The sequence below is a fragment of the Rhizobium sp. BR 315 genome, from assembly GCF_050577975.1.
Taxonomy (GTDB): domain Bacteria; phylum Pseudomonadota; class Alphaproteobacteria; order Rhizobiales; family Rhizobiaceae; genus Rhizobium; species Rhizobium miluonense.
Map to the genome: position 1 here is coordinate 315,158 of NZ_JARWKZ010000004.1, position 15,346 is coordinate 330,503.

12 protein-coding genes and 1 pseudogene are annotated in these 15,346 nt (G+C 53.5%); 8 read left to right on the forward strand and 5 right to left on the reverse strand.

Annotation, left to right across the window (positions count from 1 at the left end; translation table 11 throughout):
* The first annotated feature begins 155 nt into the window (after positions 1-155).
* The gene (locus tag QD409_RS07660) at positions 156-344 is read left to right on the forward strand and encodes a hypothetical protein (protein WP_430762302.1); all 189 of its coding nucleotides are present in this window, start codon (positions 156-158) and stop codon (positions 342-344) included.
* Positions 341-553 (forward strand): ribbon-helix-helix protein, CopG family, encoded by a 213-nt coding sequence (locus QD409_RS07665; protein ID WP_430762303.1) that lies wholly within the window; start codon positions 341-343, stop codon positions 551-553. Before QD409_RS07660 ends, QD409_RS07665 begins: the two co-directional genes overlap by 4 nt.
* A gap of 110 nt (positions 554-663) precedes the next feature.
* Here QD409_RS07665 and QD409_RS07670 read toward each other — a convergent pair whose 3' ends face one another.
* Genes QD409_RS07670 through QD409_RS07680 form a run of 3 tightly spaced genes read right to left on the reverse strand, consistent with a single transcriptional unit; the run spans position 664 to position 4,458 of the window.
* Positions 664-1,419, reverse strand: a complete 756-nt coding sequence (locus QD409_RS07670; RefSeq protein ID WP_430762304.1) for a hypothetical protein — start codon at positions 1,417-1,419, stop codon at positions 664-666.
* Between the two features lie 44 nt (positions 1,420-1,463).
* A complete protein-coding gene (gene herA, locus QD409_RS07675; RefSeq protein WP_430762305.1) occupies positions 1,464-3,200 on the reverse strand; it encodes an anti-phage-associated helicase HerA in 1,737 nt (578 codons plus the stop codon).
* A gap of 7 nt (positions 3,201-3,207) precedes the next feature.
* Positions 3,208-4,458 (reverse strand): DUF4297 family anti-phage-associated protein, encoded by a 1,251-nt coding sequence (locus QD409_RS07680; RefSeq protein ID WP_430762306.1) that lies wholly within the window; start codon positions 4,456-4,458, stop codon positions 3,208-3,210.
* A 920-nt stretch (positions 4,459-5,378) separates the two neighbouring features.
* On the opposite strand from QD409_RS07680, the gene QD409_RS07685 reads away from it, so the two are divergent.
* The gene (locus tag QD409_RS07685) at positions 5,379-5,930 is read left to right on the forward strand and encodes a PIN domain-containing protein (protein WP_430762307.1); all 552 of its coding nucleotides are present in this window, start codon (positions 5,379-5,381) and stop codon (positions 5,928-5,930) included.
* A gap of 150 nt (positions 5,931-6,080) precedes the next feature.
* Positions 6,081-8,348 carry a DNA cytosine methyltransferase gene (locus tag QD409_RS07690; protein WP_430762308.1) on the forward strand — a complete coding sequence of 756 codons (2,268 nt, stop codon included), beginning with the start codon at positions 6,081-6,083 and terminating at the stop codon, positions 8,346-8,348.
* Here the strand turns inward: QD409_RS07690 and QD409_RS07695 are convergent.
* Positions 8,345-9,010, reverse strand: coding sequence for a hypothetical protein (locus QD409_RS07695; protein ID WP_430762309.1), 666 nt, complete (start codon positions 9,008-9,010; stop codon positions 8,345-8,347). The two genes, QD409_RS07690 and QD409_RS07695, sit on opposite strands and share 4 nt — an antisense overlap.
* Before the next feature lie 1,233 nt (positions 9,011-10,243).
* Here QD409_RS07695 and QD409_RS07700 point away from each other — a divergent pair.
* From QD409_RS07700 to QD409_RS07715, 4 genes are all read left to right on the forward strand, one after another.
* Positions 10,244-11,095 (forward strand): hypothetical protein, encoded by an 852-nt coding sequence (locus tag QD409_RS07700; protein WP_430762310.1) that lies wholly within the window; start codon positions 10,244-10,246, stop codon positions 11,093-11,095.
* Positions 11,092-13,386, forward strand: coding sequence for a Mu transposase C-terminal domain-containing protein (locus QD409_RS07705; protein ID WP_430762311.1), 2,295 nt, complete (start codon positions 11,092-11,094; stop codon positions 13,384-13,386). Before QD409_RS07700 ends, QD409_RS07705 begins: the two co-directional genes overlap by 4 nt.
* An 83-nt stretch (positions 13,387-13,469) precedes the next feature.
* Positions 13,470-14,495, forward strand: a complete 1,026-nt coding sequence (locus QD409_RS07710) for an ATP-binding protein (protein WP_430762312.1) — start codon at positions 13,470-13,472, stop codon at positions 14,493-14,495.
* Positions 14,488-15,210 carry a TniQ family protein gene (locus QD409_RS07715; protein ID WP_430762313.1) on the forward strand — a complete coding sequence of 241 codons (723 nt, stop codon included), beginning with the start codon at positions 14,488-14,490 and terminating at the stop codon, positions 15,208-15,210. The genes QD409_RS07710 and QD409_RS07715 overlap by 8 nt, the downstream gene beginning before the upstream one ends.
* A 46-nt stretch (positions 15,211-15,256) precedes the next feature.
* Here QD409_RS07715 and QD409_RS07720 read toward each other — a convergent pair.
* A pseudogene (locus tag QD409_RS07720) lies at positions 15,257-15,346 on the reverse strand (ATP-binding protein); the annotation flags it as partial.

A 15,346-nucleotide genomic window follows, 5' to 3' on the forward strand; every position in this document is an offset into this window, starting at 1 on the left:
GTCGGCCCCGGCTAAGCGCATTCAACCTGCTTGGCCAAAGCTCAGGGTACCTTATGATTTCGTTGCCGGGTCGTCGCGCCAATTGGAAGCGGTGCACTATTAATTAAATATTAAGCCTGTCTTTTTAGACTGTGGTCATCAATCGGAGCCTGATCATGACGACCACGACGTTGATGCGAGTTGCAGGGATTTTCCTGATGATTCTCTCGCTTCTGAAAATCGCCCCATTCGGGCTCGACCAATATCTGCCAATTGGGGGAAGCGAGGCGGCCCAACTGGCTCTGATACTGGGCTTCGCATTTGTCGCCTCGGAAGTTGTCGACCTCATCCGGGAGGCGAAATGAGCGTAAAAAATCGTATCTCGGTTTCGTTTGATGACGCAGAATTCGAGATTCTAGAGCGCCTGTCTTCACACACACAGAAGAGCAAGGCCGAACTCATCCGGACGATGGTGGAGGAATTCCTGCGCAATAACCCCAACCGGTTTCGTCTTAAAACGGGAACATCGAGAGAGACGAATATTCTTCTCGATAACGGAACTGACGACAACTGACTGCGCAAGCACGTTTCGCAACAGCGAGTCGGCGATTTGCGTCGGCGGGTCCATCAGCCGGAATGTCGATATAACCTTAGGGGGGGGCGCGCTCGATATTGCGTCGAAACCTATTTCCAGACTGATATCCGCTGCTTACCCTCTGCTGATACGACAGCCTCTAGGAAATTGCTGCAACGCTCGTGATCGATTTCGCGTTTCACGGCTTTAATGACATGAACGGGTTGAGGGTCAATATAGACATTCTCGATCAATATCAGCCCGACGCCGTGTCGCGAGCATTCATCTTTGACCCGAGCCTCTTGCGCCGGGTCCGACTTAGCCCATTCGGAGGCATCAATCGGGAAAACGACATAAGCTCTGGTCGCAGCGGTCGCATGCGACAAAGCTTCGAAGACCGCCAGGACATTACAACTGTCAGGCCGCTTGACTTCGAACGTAACCACGTCGAATTCGTGCCCAATAGTCCACGCGAATTTCTTATGCGAGATCATTGTAAAGTCTGGCCGAGTCCAGCGCCCCGCAATCTTGCTATCCCTTGAAGCAGTTTCCTCCAAATAGAACTCGTTCTCGTGAAAATTCTCAGCCGCCCAAAGTCTCTTTAACCCAGTTTCCACTGAAGGGTAAAACCGCTCCTCACTGATCGTGAACGGCTTGTTTACGGTAAAGAAATTGTACTCAGCCCTTTGCAGAAATTTTTCGCTGCAGCCGTGATCGAACGCTGCATTTAGCTCGTCGTCGCTGAGCTGGAGTTGGTTCCTCAGCTTTGTCCTCGACATGGATCCGCCGTTGAGCTGAATGGCTCGCACGATTTGATCAAGGTTATAGGACACTTGAAGAGAAGGCTTTTCCTTCGTAGCGCTCATTCCGATCTCCGTACTCGAATATATTGGCAACACGGGCGCGTATCTCAGCCCCGCCAGTTTTCTGCTCGCTTTTTGAAATCGATATCCTTCCACTGTTGTTTCCAGAGTGTAAGATATTCCACGTCGCTGGAAGCTGGTTCCGGATCGCACTTCTCCACATAAACGACGCACGGCATGATGACGGCGTCACCAATGAGCAAGGCTTCGCCCTGCTCAAGTGCAGGCATCCCCTCAGTCAGATTGCCGAGGGTGTCCGGCAAGAGACGCCGGACGTAGCTTTGGTCATCCGGATTGGTAAGGCGCATCGCCAGGAAATTACTGCACTGAGAGAAAATGGTCTCGGAGATTTCCGACGGCCGCTGGCTAGATATCAAAAGACTGATGCCGTACTTGCGGCCCTCTTTCGCGATCCGTTCAATCGCAGCTAGCGACGCTTTATAGCGAGCAAGGCCGCTCTTCGGCGCATATTTGTGCGCTTCTTCGTACACCATCAGGAACGGCTGCTCGGTCAAACTTTCCGCACGCCGAGCGTAATAGCAAAAGTCGAACATCAGGCGAGAAATCAACGAAACCGTGATACTCAGCAGTTCAAAGGGAATGCCGCTGAGGTCGATAATTGTTACGTTAGTTTCGGATTGTTTCTTGTATCCGGTAAACTGACGCAGAACCGCTTCCAGGGTCGCCTTCTTCGCTTTCTCACCGAACAGGAAGCCGAGACGGGAGTTTGTAATCTTCGATCTCACACGCCGTTCGAATTTATCGATGCTTCCGTCGGCGTAAGGACCTTTTTTCACGCCTGTAGCTTTGATTGCGAATTCAAACGTCTCTGCGCAATAATGAGTTATCTGATCATCCGTATCGACGAATTCCGTTGATGTCCCGTCCTTAAGCTTGATGATCAGAGAATTATCGCTGTCGATCTTTTCGCGCGTTAAATTGCGCAAAGCGTTCGCCAAGTGATCTACATCATACCGAAGGGGGCTATCGAAATTGACCTTGGTGACCGTTGGATTGGCCACGCGCTTCGCGATGGTGATGATGGTGCGTAGCAGCGCTTCCTGATTGTAATTGTTGTTGTCCCCGGATTCGAGGAACATATCTTCCATCTCATCCTCGTTCAGCAGCCAATACGGAAGAACGAGATCATCGACGGTGATTACGTTCGCCTTGGGAAACGCTGCGGCATATTCAGAATGCAAATCGAATATCACGATGTGGGAGTTATTTAACCCGTTGTATTCGCCATCTTTCGCCGCCATCGCCTTTTGCAAAATCGACGAAACGCTTGAGGACTTTCCCGACCCCGATGCGCCAACGACGGCAATATGCTTGTTGAAGAAGCGGTCCCCGTGGACGGGTACTTTTATATCCCGCTGGCGTGTCAAGGAAGAAAATCCAAAACGATCTTTAGCTTCAAAGGAGTCCGCATAGATCGCGGCAATCTCTTCTTTCGTGGCAGGCACGACCTTTTTGGGCGGGATCGCCAGCTCGTCGCCACCACGATTGAATTTCCCGTTCTTCAGCGTCCCCAAGGGATAGGCGTCTATCATATAGACACGTTTGGAATCTGGTACGCCATCGACAGTGATCGCCTTCATCTCAATAGAAAAGCTTTCGATGATACAGATCAACGAGACATTATCGTTGTCGGAAACTTTGAGGAAAGAGCCAACGCGCAACGATTCACCGGCCGCTTGAAAATTTACTAAGTCATCGACCGCAACGCAGACCTTGTTTGGATAAACGGCAACGACTTCCGCGTTTGCAATCTCTTCGGTCATGTCTACCTCAAATGATTTTCTTGATTGTGGAGATGTCATCGACTGGGATCGAGAACGTACGGACCTTAAGGTTGCTAGGACCCAGCGCCATGGGACGTTCAAGGAAGAAGTCGTACAGATGGCAAAGCTCTCGCCCAACATCTGCGAGGGCGTCCAGGAGCTGATTCAAGTCGTCGGCAAAGCGAAGCGCTATTGGCCGCTCCTTGGTCTGTGGGGTTTGAAGATGTTCGACCCGAAAAGCCGAGCCGTTGTAAGGATAGCCGTCGATGAAATCGACGCCGGTATCAAAAAGCTCGTTCTTGACCTGCAAAATTAGGGCCGGAGGTGAGTTTCTAAGCATAACAAACGGGGCGTACCGATCCCTATTCGGCATATTCTTGTTTTTCGCCGAACTCCATTTACGAGCCATCTCTCTTAGCTGATCGCAGATGGCCGCACTGTCGCTGTTTGGCGCGACTTCGACGATGAACGCCCTCACAACACCAGCACTGTTAGTTGGCGAGAAGTATAGTCGACGCATAATGCTCCCGTACTCGGAGCTTTCTTTTTCGCGCAATAGCAATCGATGATGAATCGCTTGTGTGCCCTTCAAATGCTCTTGCAAGGCTCGGCGTGTCGTCGTCCGATCCCGATGGTCTTTCTTGGTCGCGAGTGTGGCGATGAAGTCAAAGGCTTTAGGATAGTGAAACCCTTCAGCTTCAAAAACCGAGACATTTTGGTTTTTCCGGACTGCCTCGATGACTGCTGTGCGGTGAACGGAAAATTCCGTGGAGACCTTTATTTCGAACGCTTTGCAGAAGGCCTCAATTGTTTCATCCGACACTGCCATGTCGTCGAGCAGAGATTTCTTTTGATAGGATTTAGCGCCAGCCGCGTCTTTTACTTCCTTTCGATACTCCATTACCGATTTGAAGCGCTCTACTGAAAACTGGGTGATATCGATCCTTACGTCAGCGAAGTGGCCATAGAGCAGATATTTGCGCCCGGCGCGATCTGCCTCGTCAAGCTTGTGAAAGTGAACAAAAAGCTTGTGTAGAGGGTCTCGGATTACTGAATCAGTAAGTGTTTGCTCCGCGTAATATTTCACCTGGCTGTAGATGACACTTTCGTCTGTGTATCGGTCGAAGTCTTCAATACCTTCGATAACGACGTCATCGTCCAGACCAGCACTTAGGATTTCCAACAGAGCTGCATCAAGCTGGTAGAAATAGCCCCTAATTGAAGCCGTTGCTTCACGTTTCTTATCGACCTCTGTCACACAACGCCCCGAATCAATCCCTGATTAGCATCATAAGCATTGGATCGCATCCGAGGCGAGTATGAGCGCTTGTGCCGGTTGAAGTCTAACCAAAAAATATTTGGGCTATCCGTTCTCAGGTGAACCCTATGTCCAAGCTGACACAGGCAAATATCTACGTTTGCGCCTCCAGGCGCCGGGAGAAACAACCTTAAATTGAGTCTCGGCCAATGAGAAGTTGGAGACCAACTTGTGGTATCGAGTGCCGATACGACAAAATCTTCGAGGCAACAAAAGGCGTTTTCGATCAGGTGCCTGAGCCGGTACTACTGCAGGTCATAGTAGCGAACGGGATTCGTTCGGTTGCGCGGAATAGGTGTGACGTGAGTTGCCCTGTTCGCACGCCGCATCATAGGCTAATCCATTTCCAGTCCGTCATCACCGCCAGGCCCACCCTGAATCATCATGCGACGAGCCCCTTCGGAGACTCGACCATGCGAGATTGTGACTACGAAATGCTCGGTCCCATGCTCAATCGTCACGCTGCCTCGCGCACGAACATATTCAAGGAATTCCGCGAGAGATTCCTTTCCACTCAGCACAAGAATTTCCTGCGACTTTGTCAGTTTTTGTCATCCGATCTGGTCAGGGTGCATGAGCAATGTCGCTCAGTCTGCGGCAGATGTCGAGAAATCCTTTGGGCTAGCACAGGCGCGTTATGGGGCGATCAGCAGCACCTTCGCTCGAACCGCGTGTAACCCCCAATGCGGAGTGTGGGACGGCGCAAAAACCCGTGCCTCCTGCCAATTCTCAGCTCTACATGATTATTCGTTACGCGATTGACCGTAGGATTGTTGGCGCCTATCGTCGCCAGCTTCAAAGGACACAGGCGCAGCGGGAGTACGAAACATTCGGAGATAGCGATCAAAGGAGGCTCTCCAATGGGCATGGCATTCATACTCGACACATCAGTCCTTTCTGAAACGAGCAAATCCCGGCCCGACCCCAACGTGGTGCGATTTCTTCAAGAAGCCGATGACCTGAACATCCCGGCCGGGGTCATTATGGAGATTAGCCTTGGCATCTCGCTCATATGTGGGCGCAATCCGTCTAAAGCGGTCAAGCTGAGCGAGTGGTATCAACGCCTCCTCAATAGCGGCCTCAAAATCATCAATACGGATACACGCATCGCGGAAACATGGGGAACGCTCCTCAGCGCACGCGATCTTTGGAGCTTGATGTTCCTCTCCGTAGGGTCGGAACGCGTCAAAGGCGGACAGGATCTACATATAGCGGCCGCCGCTCTTATCCACCGCCTGCCCATCGCGAGTCTGAATCCGAAAGACTTCTTGAGAATTCACAGAGTCTTTCCGATCCCAGGCCTTTACGATCCACGAAGCGACACATGGCACGTCCGACCGATATCAGTAGCAGATATCAGCCCGAAGCGAGTTCGCCTCACCGAAGTGGTACGATGTTCTGAGAACAGATGACGTCCGATTTGGCTCTGTCCGCAACAACAGGGGGTAGCGTCGCGGCGGAATTTCGCGATGGCGTAACATGTAGGATTTTACCTATTCCCTTTTCGGGGCGGAAATTTCTCAATGCTAAATTGCACTCGATATTATGTCGGGTGCAATTTTATGACTGAAGTTAAAAGACCCAGGGGTCGCCCGCGCAAGGACCCAAATATCGATCCGCTTGTCGCCGCTGCTCAGAAGTTGAAAAAGCTTCGAACCCAAATGGCCGCGCTTGTGGTCGAAACAAATTTCCAATTGGCTCGCGTTCGCGAAAAAACCTGCGCAGCCGAAACCGGCGCTATTGAGCGCTTGAAGAATGAGGGAAGTTTCTCAGAAGACGACCTCCTCCTCTTCGAGCAATTGCCGGTCTTTCTGCGGACCTACAGAGACGCCATGCGCGAAGACCCGCGATGGACGGGACATGTCGACATGGCGATTGATCAAAGGCTCGTCAAAGAGGCACTCCCCACTACGACCTTGAAGGCCTTGTCCCTAGCCGGTGATACGGTTCCCGATCAGAGCAGCCGGGCACTCATAGATGAAGGCAGCATCAGTGTCGGTCGTATTGCGCAGTTTGAAAAGGGCGTCTTCGAAGCAAAACGCACCGATAAACGGCTGTGGTTGGACAATCGCATCCTATTGATTGATCAAGCAATTCAGAGAAGCGGGTCGACCCGCTTTACGAAGTTCGCCGAGGATGCCGAGCAACTGGCTAAAGCAATCGTTGCCTTTCAAAACGAATTCTTTTCACCTGCGCCTCCGTTGACAGAGGAAGAGCGGGAAAGCTCCCGCTTCGAGCATTACACCATCGACATGCAGACTGAACTCCTTGGTCGCATCATCGAGACGCCGGAGCGCGACGCAGCACATGCGCGTATTGTTGAGATGGCGGCAGACTTGCTGCCTCGTTTCGGAGAGTTCTTCACCGAAAACCATCCAGAAGCCGGAGACTGGCTAGAGGTGGGGCTATCCAATCCCCACGCGGCGCGATTGGCGCAGGCTCAGTATGCTCTTCGCATACTTGCAATGGGTAAGTTTGGGGCCTCTGGTTTTGGTCCTTTTGGCCCCATCGAATATCAAAGTTCATTCCTCTCGAATGCGATAGATTACCTTGCCGGGGGCCTCGCCCTCGCCCCCGAGCAGAGAAACCGCCGTCACGCTCCTCGTCCAATTAAAAAGCTGAAAGCACTTGAAATATGTTCCGGTATCGGAGGGATTGGCATCGGCCTGGTATCTGCCGGTTTCAAGCCGGTCGCGATGGTCGAAGTCGACCAGGTGGCTGTCAGGACACTGCGGAAGAATTGGCCGGACTGGAATGTACTCCAAGCGGATCTGAAAAGTTCAGACACCAAGGCAACGCTTGCTCGTTTCAAGGGCGAGATTGATTTGCTGGCTGGTGGGCTTCCGTGTCAGCCATTCTCGCAGGCGGGTAAACGGAAAGGTGAGAACGATCCACGCAACCTGTACGACGAAGGCGTGGAGTTAGTCGGCTTGTTGGAGCCGACTGGTTTCTTCTTCGAAAACGTGTCCGGGTTCGAACAAGACCAGTTCGCCGACTATCAGCAGCGGGTTCTGGAAAGCTTCAAGCGCCTTGGATATAGTGTCTGGGCTTTTAACATGCGCGCAAACCACTATGGCTTGGCGCAGAGAAGAACGCGCTGGATTATCGTGGGGCTTCGGGGACCTGCTGCTAGGCGCTTCGAGATTCCAAATTTGCGGAATCCATACCGTCGCCAGCTGCGGCATCTGAAAAGCGTGCTCTTTCCCCATATCAGCCCACCGGGCAACAAGTCTCCAAGCACCGCGCAGAAGCTCTATGACGACTGGGCGGCCGAATGGCTTCGTGTCTATGGTCGTCGGACCGCTGCAACCGTCATCGGCAGGATGGACCAGGCCAGGCCGGAAATCAAACAACAGTGGGTGAAGCTAGGCTTCGATTTGAAGGAAATCGCAGCTAATCCAATTGAGATAGGACAAGTCACAGACACTGCGATGCTGATGCCGCTATCCCTGCCCCTGCTGATGAGCCTTCAGGGCTTCCCGAGAGAGTGGAAGTTGCCCGAAGTTGATGCAAAGAGTGCCTCGCAGTTGATTGCAAACGCGTTTCCTCCAGCGGTAGCCCGAGCCGTCGCGCAAGCCATCCACAATGCAATCGTCCCGGAGGAATTTGTCGATCTCGACCGTCTTACGAGAACGCCCGTGATCAATGCAGGCATGATCGGGCGAAAAACACCACCGCCCAAATTCCTTGATGCAGTTTTGAATATGCATCGATATCCTGACGACCCGGTCAAGGAGCGCCTAAAGCAATATCAGCGCTACCTGAGTTACTACAACTCGGAGGACGACTCAGAACCGCCCGAAGTCGATTACCCGGATAGCATCTTCTAAAATTTCTTCATTGGGCATTCTCGGAAATCTTGGATGCGTGAACGTATTGAAGCGTAAAGCTCATGGGTTGCTTCGGCAGCTTCGAGTGTCTCCATTTCCCCATTCACATACAGGGTCGCGGCCTCATGGAAGTGCTCCATTTTCACTTTGAATTCATTTCCAAACTCGTCGAGGAATTCAACGCTTTCAATCCGATCTTTGTCCCGCTTGCAGATGAGCACGACGCTTTCGAATAGCTCGTCCAAGAGTCTCTTGAGGTCCATGACAACGTAAGCGAAACGAGGATCATCCGCTCTTTTCGCATCTTTCTCCCGAACGAGCGGTCCGCGCCTCAGGAAGTTCTCCAGTGACGCCAACATTTCGTCGGGCGTCACCTCGCTTGCGTATATTACGTCGGGGTCTTCACAATCTTCGAGATACCAGCCGTTATCGCCGAATTCGGTCCGGGTTATGTCGTCAGACCTAACATAGGTCACCTCCCAATCGGCTCCCTTCCAGCTGAGCCCGACCTCTATCGGCAACCTCATACCCTGCTCAACCGTACTGACAAAGTGGATAAGGCGGCTGTTATTGTCGCGAACGATCTTCATACGGAGGTTCAATTCGTTAAGAACGGTACCGAGCCGCCCCTCAATTTCCTTTGCTCTTTTCCATACCGACATTCCACGCCCCTCGGATAACCGACGGGATGATGGTGCGGCGCGTATATGCAAGGGACACCGATATAAAAAATCGCGATGCAGCGAGTACCCGAAAGGTGTCTAGACAAAATCGCTAAAATACCGCACTCTCTACAGATGAGAGGGGATAGCAATGCGACGCGAACGAATACCGTTGGGTTTTGATTGAACGTGATCGCGCCGTAAGTGTGTCCCGCGTCATTCTGCTCGATCATGACCGTTGTAAAGGTCAGTGAAGCGCGAGCAGAAGTCATGACGACCATTGCGAATATCCAACTCCTTATCCGAGATTTTCATGATCGCACCGATGGCGGTGCGGGAACGCGATGGGCCCGAGCACAAAAAAGTGCACCCGGGCCCATATTTCTTTTATCGCGGGACCTGTTTTCCCTTTCCACCTGTGCAAGGATCGCGCCTACATTAGACGTGAAGGCAACAGGTCCGAACATGTATCCCAGTTATTTGGCACCCGTTTCATCAAGCGTCGTTCGCGCGCTTCGCAAGCGCCGAACGACGAATCCTGACAGCTTGATACGGCTCTAGGGAGCCCCAACAGCCCAATTTTTCTTCAAAGGCAACGAGCGGACGATCTGTCTAACCGCAGAGCGATCCCGTTCGCCTGTTCACAGTCGAGCTTCATCATGACCGAAACGAAGACGATCAACTCTACGGCGCCACCGCGCTAATCAACGGCTGACAACCCAGAACCACGCGCACGCGATCGGACAACCGATCGCGATCGGCGAAGCTATGCCCGCATAGCCACAAAACTCCAAGGACCCATCATGTTCTTCGCGATCAGATACCTTCTATACCGGCTTACTGGACGAGACATCCCAACAACCTGGCCGTTCTATCCACCTCGTTTCCTTGAGGACGAACCTCCTCGAGGTCGTCGCCTTTCGCGTGATGACATTGCAGCCTTGCGCATCGCCAGAAGAAAGGCCGCTGAACCAGGAGGTCGACTCCAGTGATCGTTACGTCCTTTGATAGGCGAATTGCCTGGCGATCGCCGCCCGCAACAGCGCCGCCGATCTAGGCGCTTGCCTGACACCATTGCCGGAGATCAATGACTACGGAACCCCGGTTCGCGTGACGGCGAAGCTGTGTCTTCGCCCCAGTTCTGATCTCCCCGGCATCATTCCCGATCCCTTATCGAGCCTCGGCACTTCGGTCCGGGATCCGTCCCTTATTTCCAAACGCAGGATGGAAACAATGCACAAGATCATGGACGCATACCGCTTTATGCGCGCCTTGCAAGCAGGCCACAACCGCACGCTTGATCCATTACCGCCAGCTCATACCACATTCCTTGATCCAGATGCCAAAACTTCGTGGAGGACTGGGCTTTACATCGTTGACGATGACGACCTATCCCATCTGCCCGACTATCCGGAGACGTTGATCGATGTGGCAGAACCGTTGGCGACGGTTCTGCCGCCTGCATCGACCAAGGCCCATAGTCGCGGCCGTTTGGTCGACCCCCGCACATGGCGAGCCGTCAGCTTTGCTTCAACGCTCGAATACTGTGCGGGCCAGGTTCTCGCATCAATGAAAAAAATCACATATTTCCAAGAGCAGCCCGATGCGCTGCCATACCGGTGGGACGGGGTCGATCACACCCATAGACCCGATTTTAAAGTCAGACTGAATAGGAGCAATCGCTTTGTCTACATTGACGTGCGGCCGTCGTGGCTCCTTGGAGACCTTCGCACCCAGGTTGCGCTGATCAACAACGGTGTCCTCTGCGACACCGGCGACGAAAATATCATCCTGACCGAACACGAGCTTCCATGGGCGGTGCGATGGAACGCCAAGTCAATGCTTCGTGCATTGCGCGCTTACAACCGGCGTGACTGCGATCGGTTGGCGGATCGCTTGTTCGATTTGCCCGACGAAATCCAGATCACCAGCCTGATCGAGGGCCTTCCAAACGCGACGGCTTGGAACGCGGTTTGGTGCTTGATTTTCGAAGAGATCCTAAAACCAGTCTCGCCAAAATCGATGCTTATCGACGCGCCAAAAGTTCGCGTCAATCGTGGGATGCTGCGGGAGCTGTATCCATGACAGATGTAAACGATGGTTCACCGCAGAGATCTTACCGCTTCTACGAAGACGACAAGCTGATCATCCGGAAAATCGATTATCAGCCGGTGAGTTGGTCGAAGAAGGGACTGACGGCGCGCCGGATGGACGGCAGCGTTGCGATCGAATCGTTCACCACGGAACAGATCGCAGCCATGTTGGACGATCCCCTCCAGCCGTTCGAACGCGTTCCTCACTTCTACGGAAGCCAACGAGCCAAGAACCGCGTAAACGGTCGGGAGACGTTGAACGCGCTTCCGTTCCAATGGCAATCCCGAAACATGGGTCGCACCATGTGGGTGGAGGCGCTGCTCCATGCGAAAGTAGAACGCGATCAAGAGCGCCTCGACGCCCGCCGGAAAGGCATTCGCCCGCTCCCGCCAAAGATTAGCCAATCTGCCGACTCACTGCGTCACGTCATCGACAGGTTAGAAAGGGATTTACGTCGACGGTATGAGGGGCTGTTCACGCCGGGAGCCAGAGTCCACAAGAGGGGTAAAGCCAACAACGAGGAGGCCATCGAGCTTTTCGTTCCGAAGCCTCGCACCCTGAATGGTTGGATTACCGCATACCTTAGCGCCGACAAAGACCAGATGGCGCTGGCGGATTCGTACAAGGCGAGAAACTACCAATACTTCACAGCCGATGAGAATGTGCATATCGCAGAGGGGCTCCGGCAATATCTCTCGCGGCTGCTTACGAAGCCCGTTGATGTTCACGGGTTCATTGAAGGGAAAATCAAAGACGCGAACAAAACCCGCCCGGAGGGCGAGAAGTTGCGTGTGCCGGACTACGAGACGATCCGCAAGAGGATTGCCGCAATGCCCCACGCGATCGCTGACGGGGCAAGACTTGGCGCAGACGCCGGGGCTGCCCTTCACCAAGCGACAGGTCGCGGGCTGGACATCATTCGGCCGCTCGAACTGGTGCAGATGGACGAATGGAAGGTTGATCTACATGTACTTCTAGCCATCGTCGGCTTGTGGGAAAAACTATCAAGAAAGGAGCGACGAAAGGTCAAACGAGTCCGGCTTTGGATAACAGCTGCAATCTGTGTGGCTACCCGCTGCATTGTCGGCTTAAAGGTTTCGGTCAGCAGCCCCGGCATTAATTCCGCGCTTGCGGCTCTAGAAATGATAACCGTCGATAAGACGCCGTTGGCAAGAAAACTGGGATGCCTATCCGATTGGCCTATGCGTGGTACTCCAGAGGAAGTCGCGGTGGACAGCGCGGCTTGGTACGCGAGCCGCATTTTTGCCGTAGCGTTGAACTCACTCTCGACCACCATCTTCCTACCAGCCGCCGGGCAGCCATCCCTAAGAGGATATGTCGAGAGGCTGTTTCTGACGCTTTCGACCCAAGCACTTCCCTACTTTACCGGAAGAACGTTTTCATCCCCGGATGAGAAGGGCGACTACAACTCGGAAGAGGAAGCCAGTGTACTTGCGGAGACGTTGGCGGTCTGCATCACGCGTTTCATCGTCGATTGCTACCACAACACGAGCCATGATGGCTTGAACGATGAAATTCCGCGCCATGCTTGGGCTCGCCTCTCTGCGGAACATGGGGTCCTACCGGAGCCCACTGGCGACGAACGCCGCGCTGTCTTCGGCATCACCACTTATCGAAAGGTTTCCCGCCACGGCGTTCTTGTCGCTGGCCTTCATTACAACAGCAGACAGCTAGCGGACATCTATAGAAAGTCACCTCATGGCGAAGTCCGCTGCAAGGTGCACCCGGCCGATCTTGGCTTCATCTCTGTATGGACTGCGAAAGGCTGGATCAAAGTTCCGTGCGCGTTCGAAGAATTCATTGGAGTCAGCCTCGTTCAATGGGTCGCAGCCTGTCAGATGCTGCGGCTTTTCAATCGTAAGAACGCCGAAGCGCAGCGCCACATCTTTTTGGACACTTTGGCGTATCTGCGCCAGCAAGGGGAGCTTAGTCGAATTCAGGCGGAACTTGCATCTCCTATTGCCGATGACCACACCTTGGAGCGGTTCGAGAAGCGATTGAACTACGCGTTCGGCTTCAACGATAAAGCTGTCACTCCGCAACTTGACCTTCGTAGCGGATGGACGGCGTCCAAGGAGTTCTTCGATATCCTCGGCATGGAACCCGTCGTCTACAAAGAAGACGACGTCAAAACTTCCAGCAAGAAACCGAGAGCGCGCAGCAGGCTTGCCCATGACGACCTCCAGTCTCCTGCCCTTGGTACTCAGCACCAACCTGAAGAACGCGAACGCCCGCGTTTGAGTGACCTGTTCGACGACTAAAAGCAGGGGCTGGATCCCTGGCTGAACCAAGCCCCGCCTCCCGCTATCCCAATCGCAATCAGAATTCCAGATTAGGAGCACACATGACCCATCATATCGACCACTTTCGCAGCCTCTTGGACCCTCGCGAGCTTGAAATCATCGACAGGGTTGAAGCTATGAACTCAAAATACATCGCGTTCGGTCGCGACGAGAACCTGGCGAGCGAACTACGAATCCTTATAGCCTCTCTTGCCGCTCGAAGATCGGTACACGCAGATAAGCGCCGCATTTTGACTTTGGTCGGCCAATCGGGCGCTGGCAAGAGCTTTGCACTCAAAAGGCATCTGTCCCGCTTGAAGCAGCTTGCGCCCTATGCCGACGAGGACAACGTACGGATCGACCCAATTTTGTGCTTTGATTCACCGTCTCCTTGCCTGCAGAAGTCGATTGCGCAGCAGGGGTTGACGGAAATGGGTCTGTCGAGCCGCCCATCCGACAATGATTCTGAGGTGTGGGATGATTTTCGAAAGGCGCTGCGGCAATTCAAAATCCAGTTGCTCGTTGTCGACGAGGCGCAGGATGCAATCGAAACCGCCAACAGGCTCCAGGAAGAAAGAGTTGCCGATGCCTTGAAGAAGGTTACCCAGATGGCGGACTGGCCGGTTCGCCTTATCCTTTGCGGAACACGCGAGATCGGCGACTTCGTCCAAGTCCACGACGAACTTAGAAACCGCAATCGGTTTGTGTTTTTTGACCGAGTGAACCCCGAGGTCGATTTTGAACTTCTGATCGACGTCGTACGCATGATTATCGAAGTTCATGCCTCGTTGATCGCACACCCTGACTTGCTGACAGGCGATTTCGTGGGTCGGCTCGCGCACGCGTACACTTATGACCTTGGGACAATTATCAAAGAAATTCGGGCGGCGGTGGAACTCGCGCTCTACGCCGATAGGGATCAGGTTATCCTCGAAGATTTCATTACCGGCTTCCGATCAGCCAACGCCAATGTCCGCAATGTCTTCACAACGGAATATTACCACGACATTGACGTGCGTGAGGACAAAGGCCCAGGAGACTTAAAGTCTAAACGCGGCACCAGGCGTCGGAGCAAGCGCGATGAATAGGCTGCGCGGGCTCCTCACGTTCCACACTGACGAAAGTATCGCGAGCTACTGCTCCCGTATCGCGGGAGCTTTGGGCCATGTGCATGCGCAATACTTTTGCTCCAAGCAGCACTTCAGCTTTCATGGCTTGGCCGTTGGAAGGCCCGGCGATTTCAGCGCTTTCGCGCAGCTTCTTGGCGTGGAGGATGTAGAGTTAAGCTCCGGGCTGATCGTCACAGAAGGGCATTGGCATCGTTTGCGAGGTCAGACGCTGGACCGTACACTCGTTATCCGAAACGCCTTGAGAATTTGCCCGCATTGTATTCTAGACGACGAGACCCGCCCCTTCGGTCGCGCCGGTTTTCGGGCTTTCGGTCGGCTACTTTGGCTCGTCGAACCTATCAGGGTTTGCGAAAGGCACGGCACGAAGCTCGTCACCGCTCCTCCAACTAGCCTTCCAATCTGGACTCACGACTTCTGGGCAAAACTCTCGGCAATTAGGCATGAGCTTGAGAGCTTTGCTTCGCAATCGAGATCGATGCGGAGAGACGATCTTGATACATACACCACCGCTCGATTGTCCGGCTTGCCCGCGCCGTCATGGCTCAATGACCTCCCGCTATATGTGGCGATACATCTAGTTGAAATGGTCGGCGTGCCGATTCCGATGAAGCCGCCCCATTGTTCCGAGATGATTGCGCCCCTTGATTCCGGGATGATCTCGCCCCCTGTTTAATGGGGTCTGCAGGCGATAATTGTTGTCAGTTCATTCAGACGAAGTGTCAAGCTTTGCGCGGCAGGTTTCGGCGCAGACTGTCGCCGCTCAAATCAATGCGATGGGCGTTGTGAATGAGACGATCCAGGATGGCATC

Excerpts from the sequence above, each read along its gene's own strand:
- QD409_RS07665 (WP_430762303.1), top strand. The coding sequence starts at position 341 with ATGAGCGTAAAAAATCGTATCTCGGTTTCGTTTGATGACGCAGAATTC.
- QD409_RS07695 (WP_430762309.1), bottom strand. The coding sequence starts at position 9,010 with ATGTCGGTATGGAAAAGAGCAAAGGAAATTGAGGGGCGGCTCGGTACC.
- QD409_RS07670 (WP_430762304.1), bottom strand. The coding sequence starts at position 1,419 with ATGAGCGCTACGAAGGAAAAGCCTTCTCTTCAAGTGTCCTATAACCTT.
- herA (WP_430762305.1), bottom strand. The coding sequence starts at position 3,200 with ATGACCGAAGAGATTGCAAACGCGGAAGTCGTTGCCGTTTATCCAAAC.
- QD409_RS07685 (WP_430762307.1), top strand. The coding sequence starts at position 5,379 with ATGGGCATGGCATTCATACTCGACACATCAGTCCTTTCTGAAACGAGC.
- QD409_RS07700 (WP_430762310.1), top strand. The coding sequence starts at position 10,244 with ATGCACAAGATCATGGACGCATACCGCTTTATGCGCGCCTTGCAAGCA.
- QD409_RS07660 (WP_430762302.1), top strand. The coding sequence starts at position 156 with ATGACGACCACGACGTTGATGCGAGTTGCAGGGATTTTCCTGATGATT.
- QD409_RS07710 (WP_430762312.1), top strand. The coding sequence starts at position 13,470 with ATGACCCATCATATCGACCACTTTCGCAGCCTCTTGGACCCTCGCGAG.
- QD409_RS07690 (WP_430762308.1), top strand. The coding sequence starts at position 6,081 with ATGACTGAAGTTAAAAGACCCAGGGGTCGCCCGCGCAAGGACCCAAAT.
- QD409_RS07715 (WP_430762313.1), top strand. The coding sequence starts at position 14,488 with ATGAATAGGCTGCGCGGGCTCCTCACGTTCCACACTGACGAAAGTATC.
- QD409_RS07705 (WP_430762311.1), top strand. The coding sequence starts at position 11,092 with ATGACAGATGTAAACGATGGTTCACCGCAGAGATCTTACCGCTTCTAC.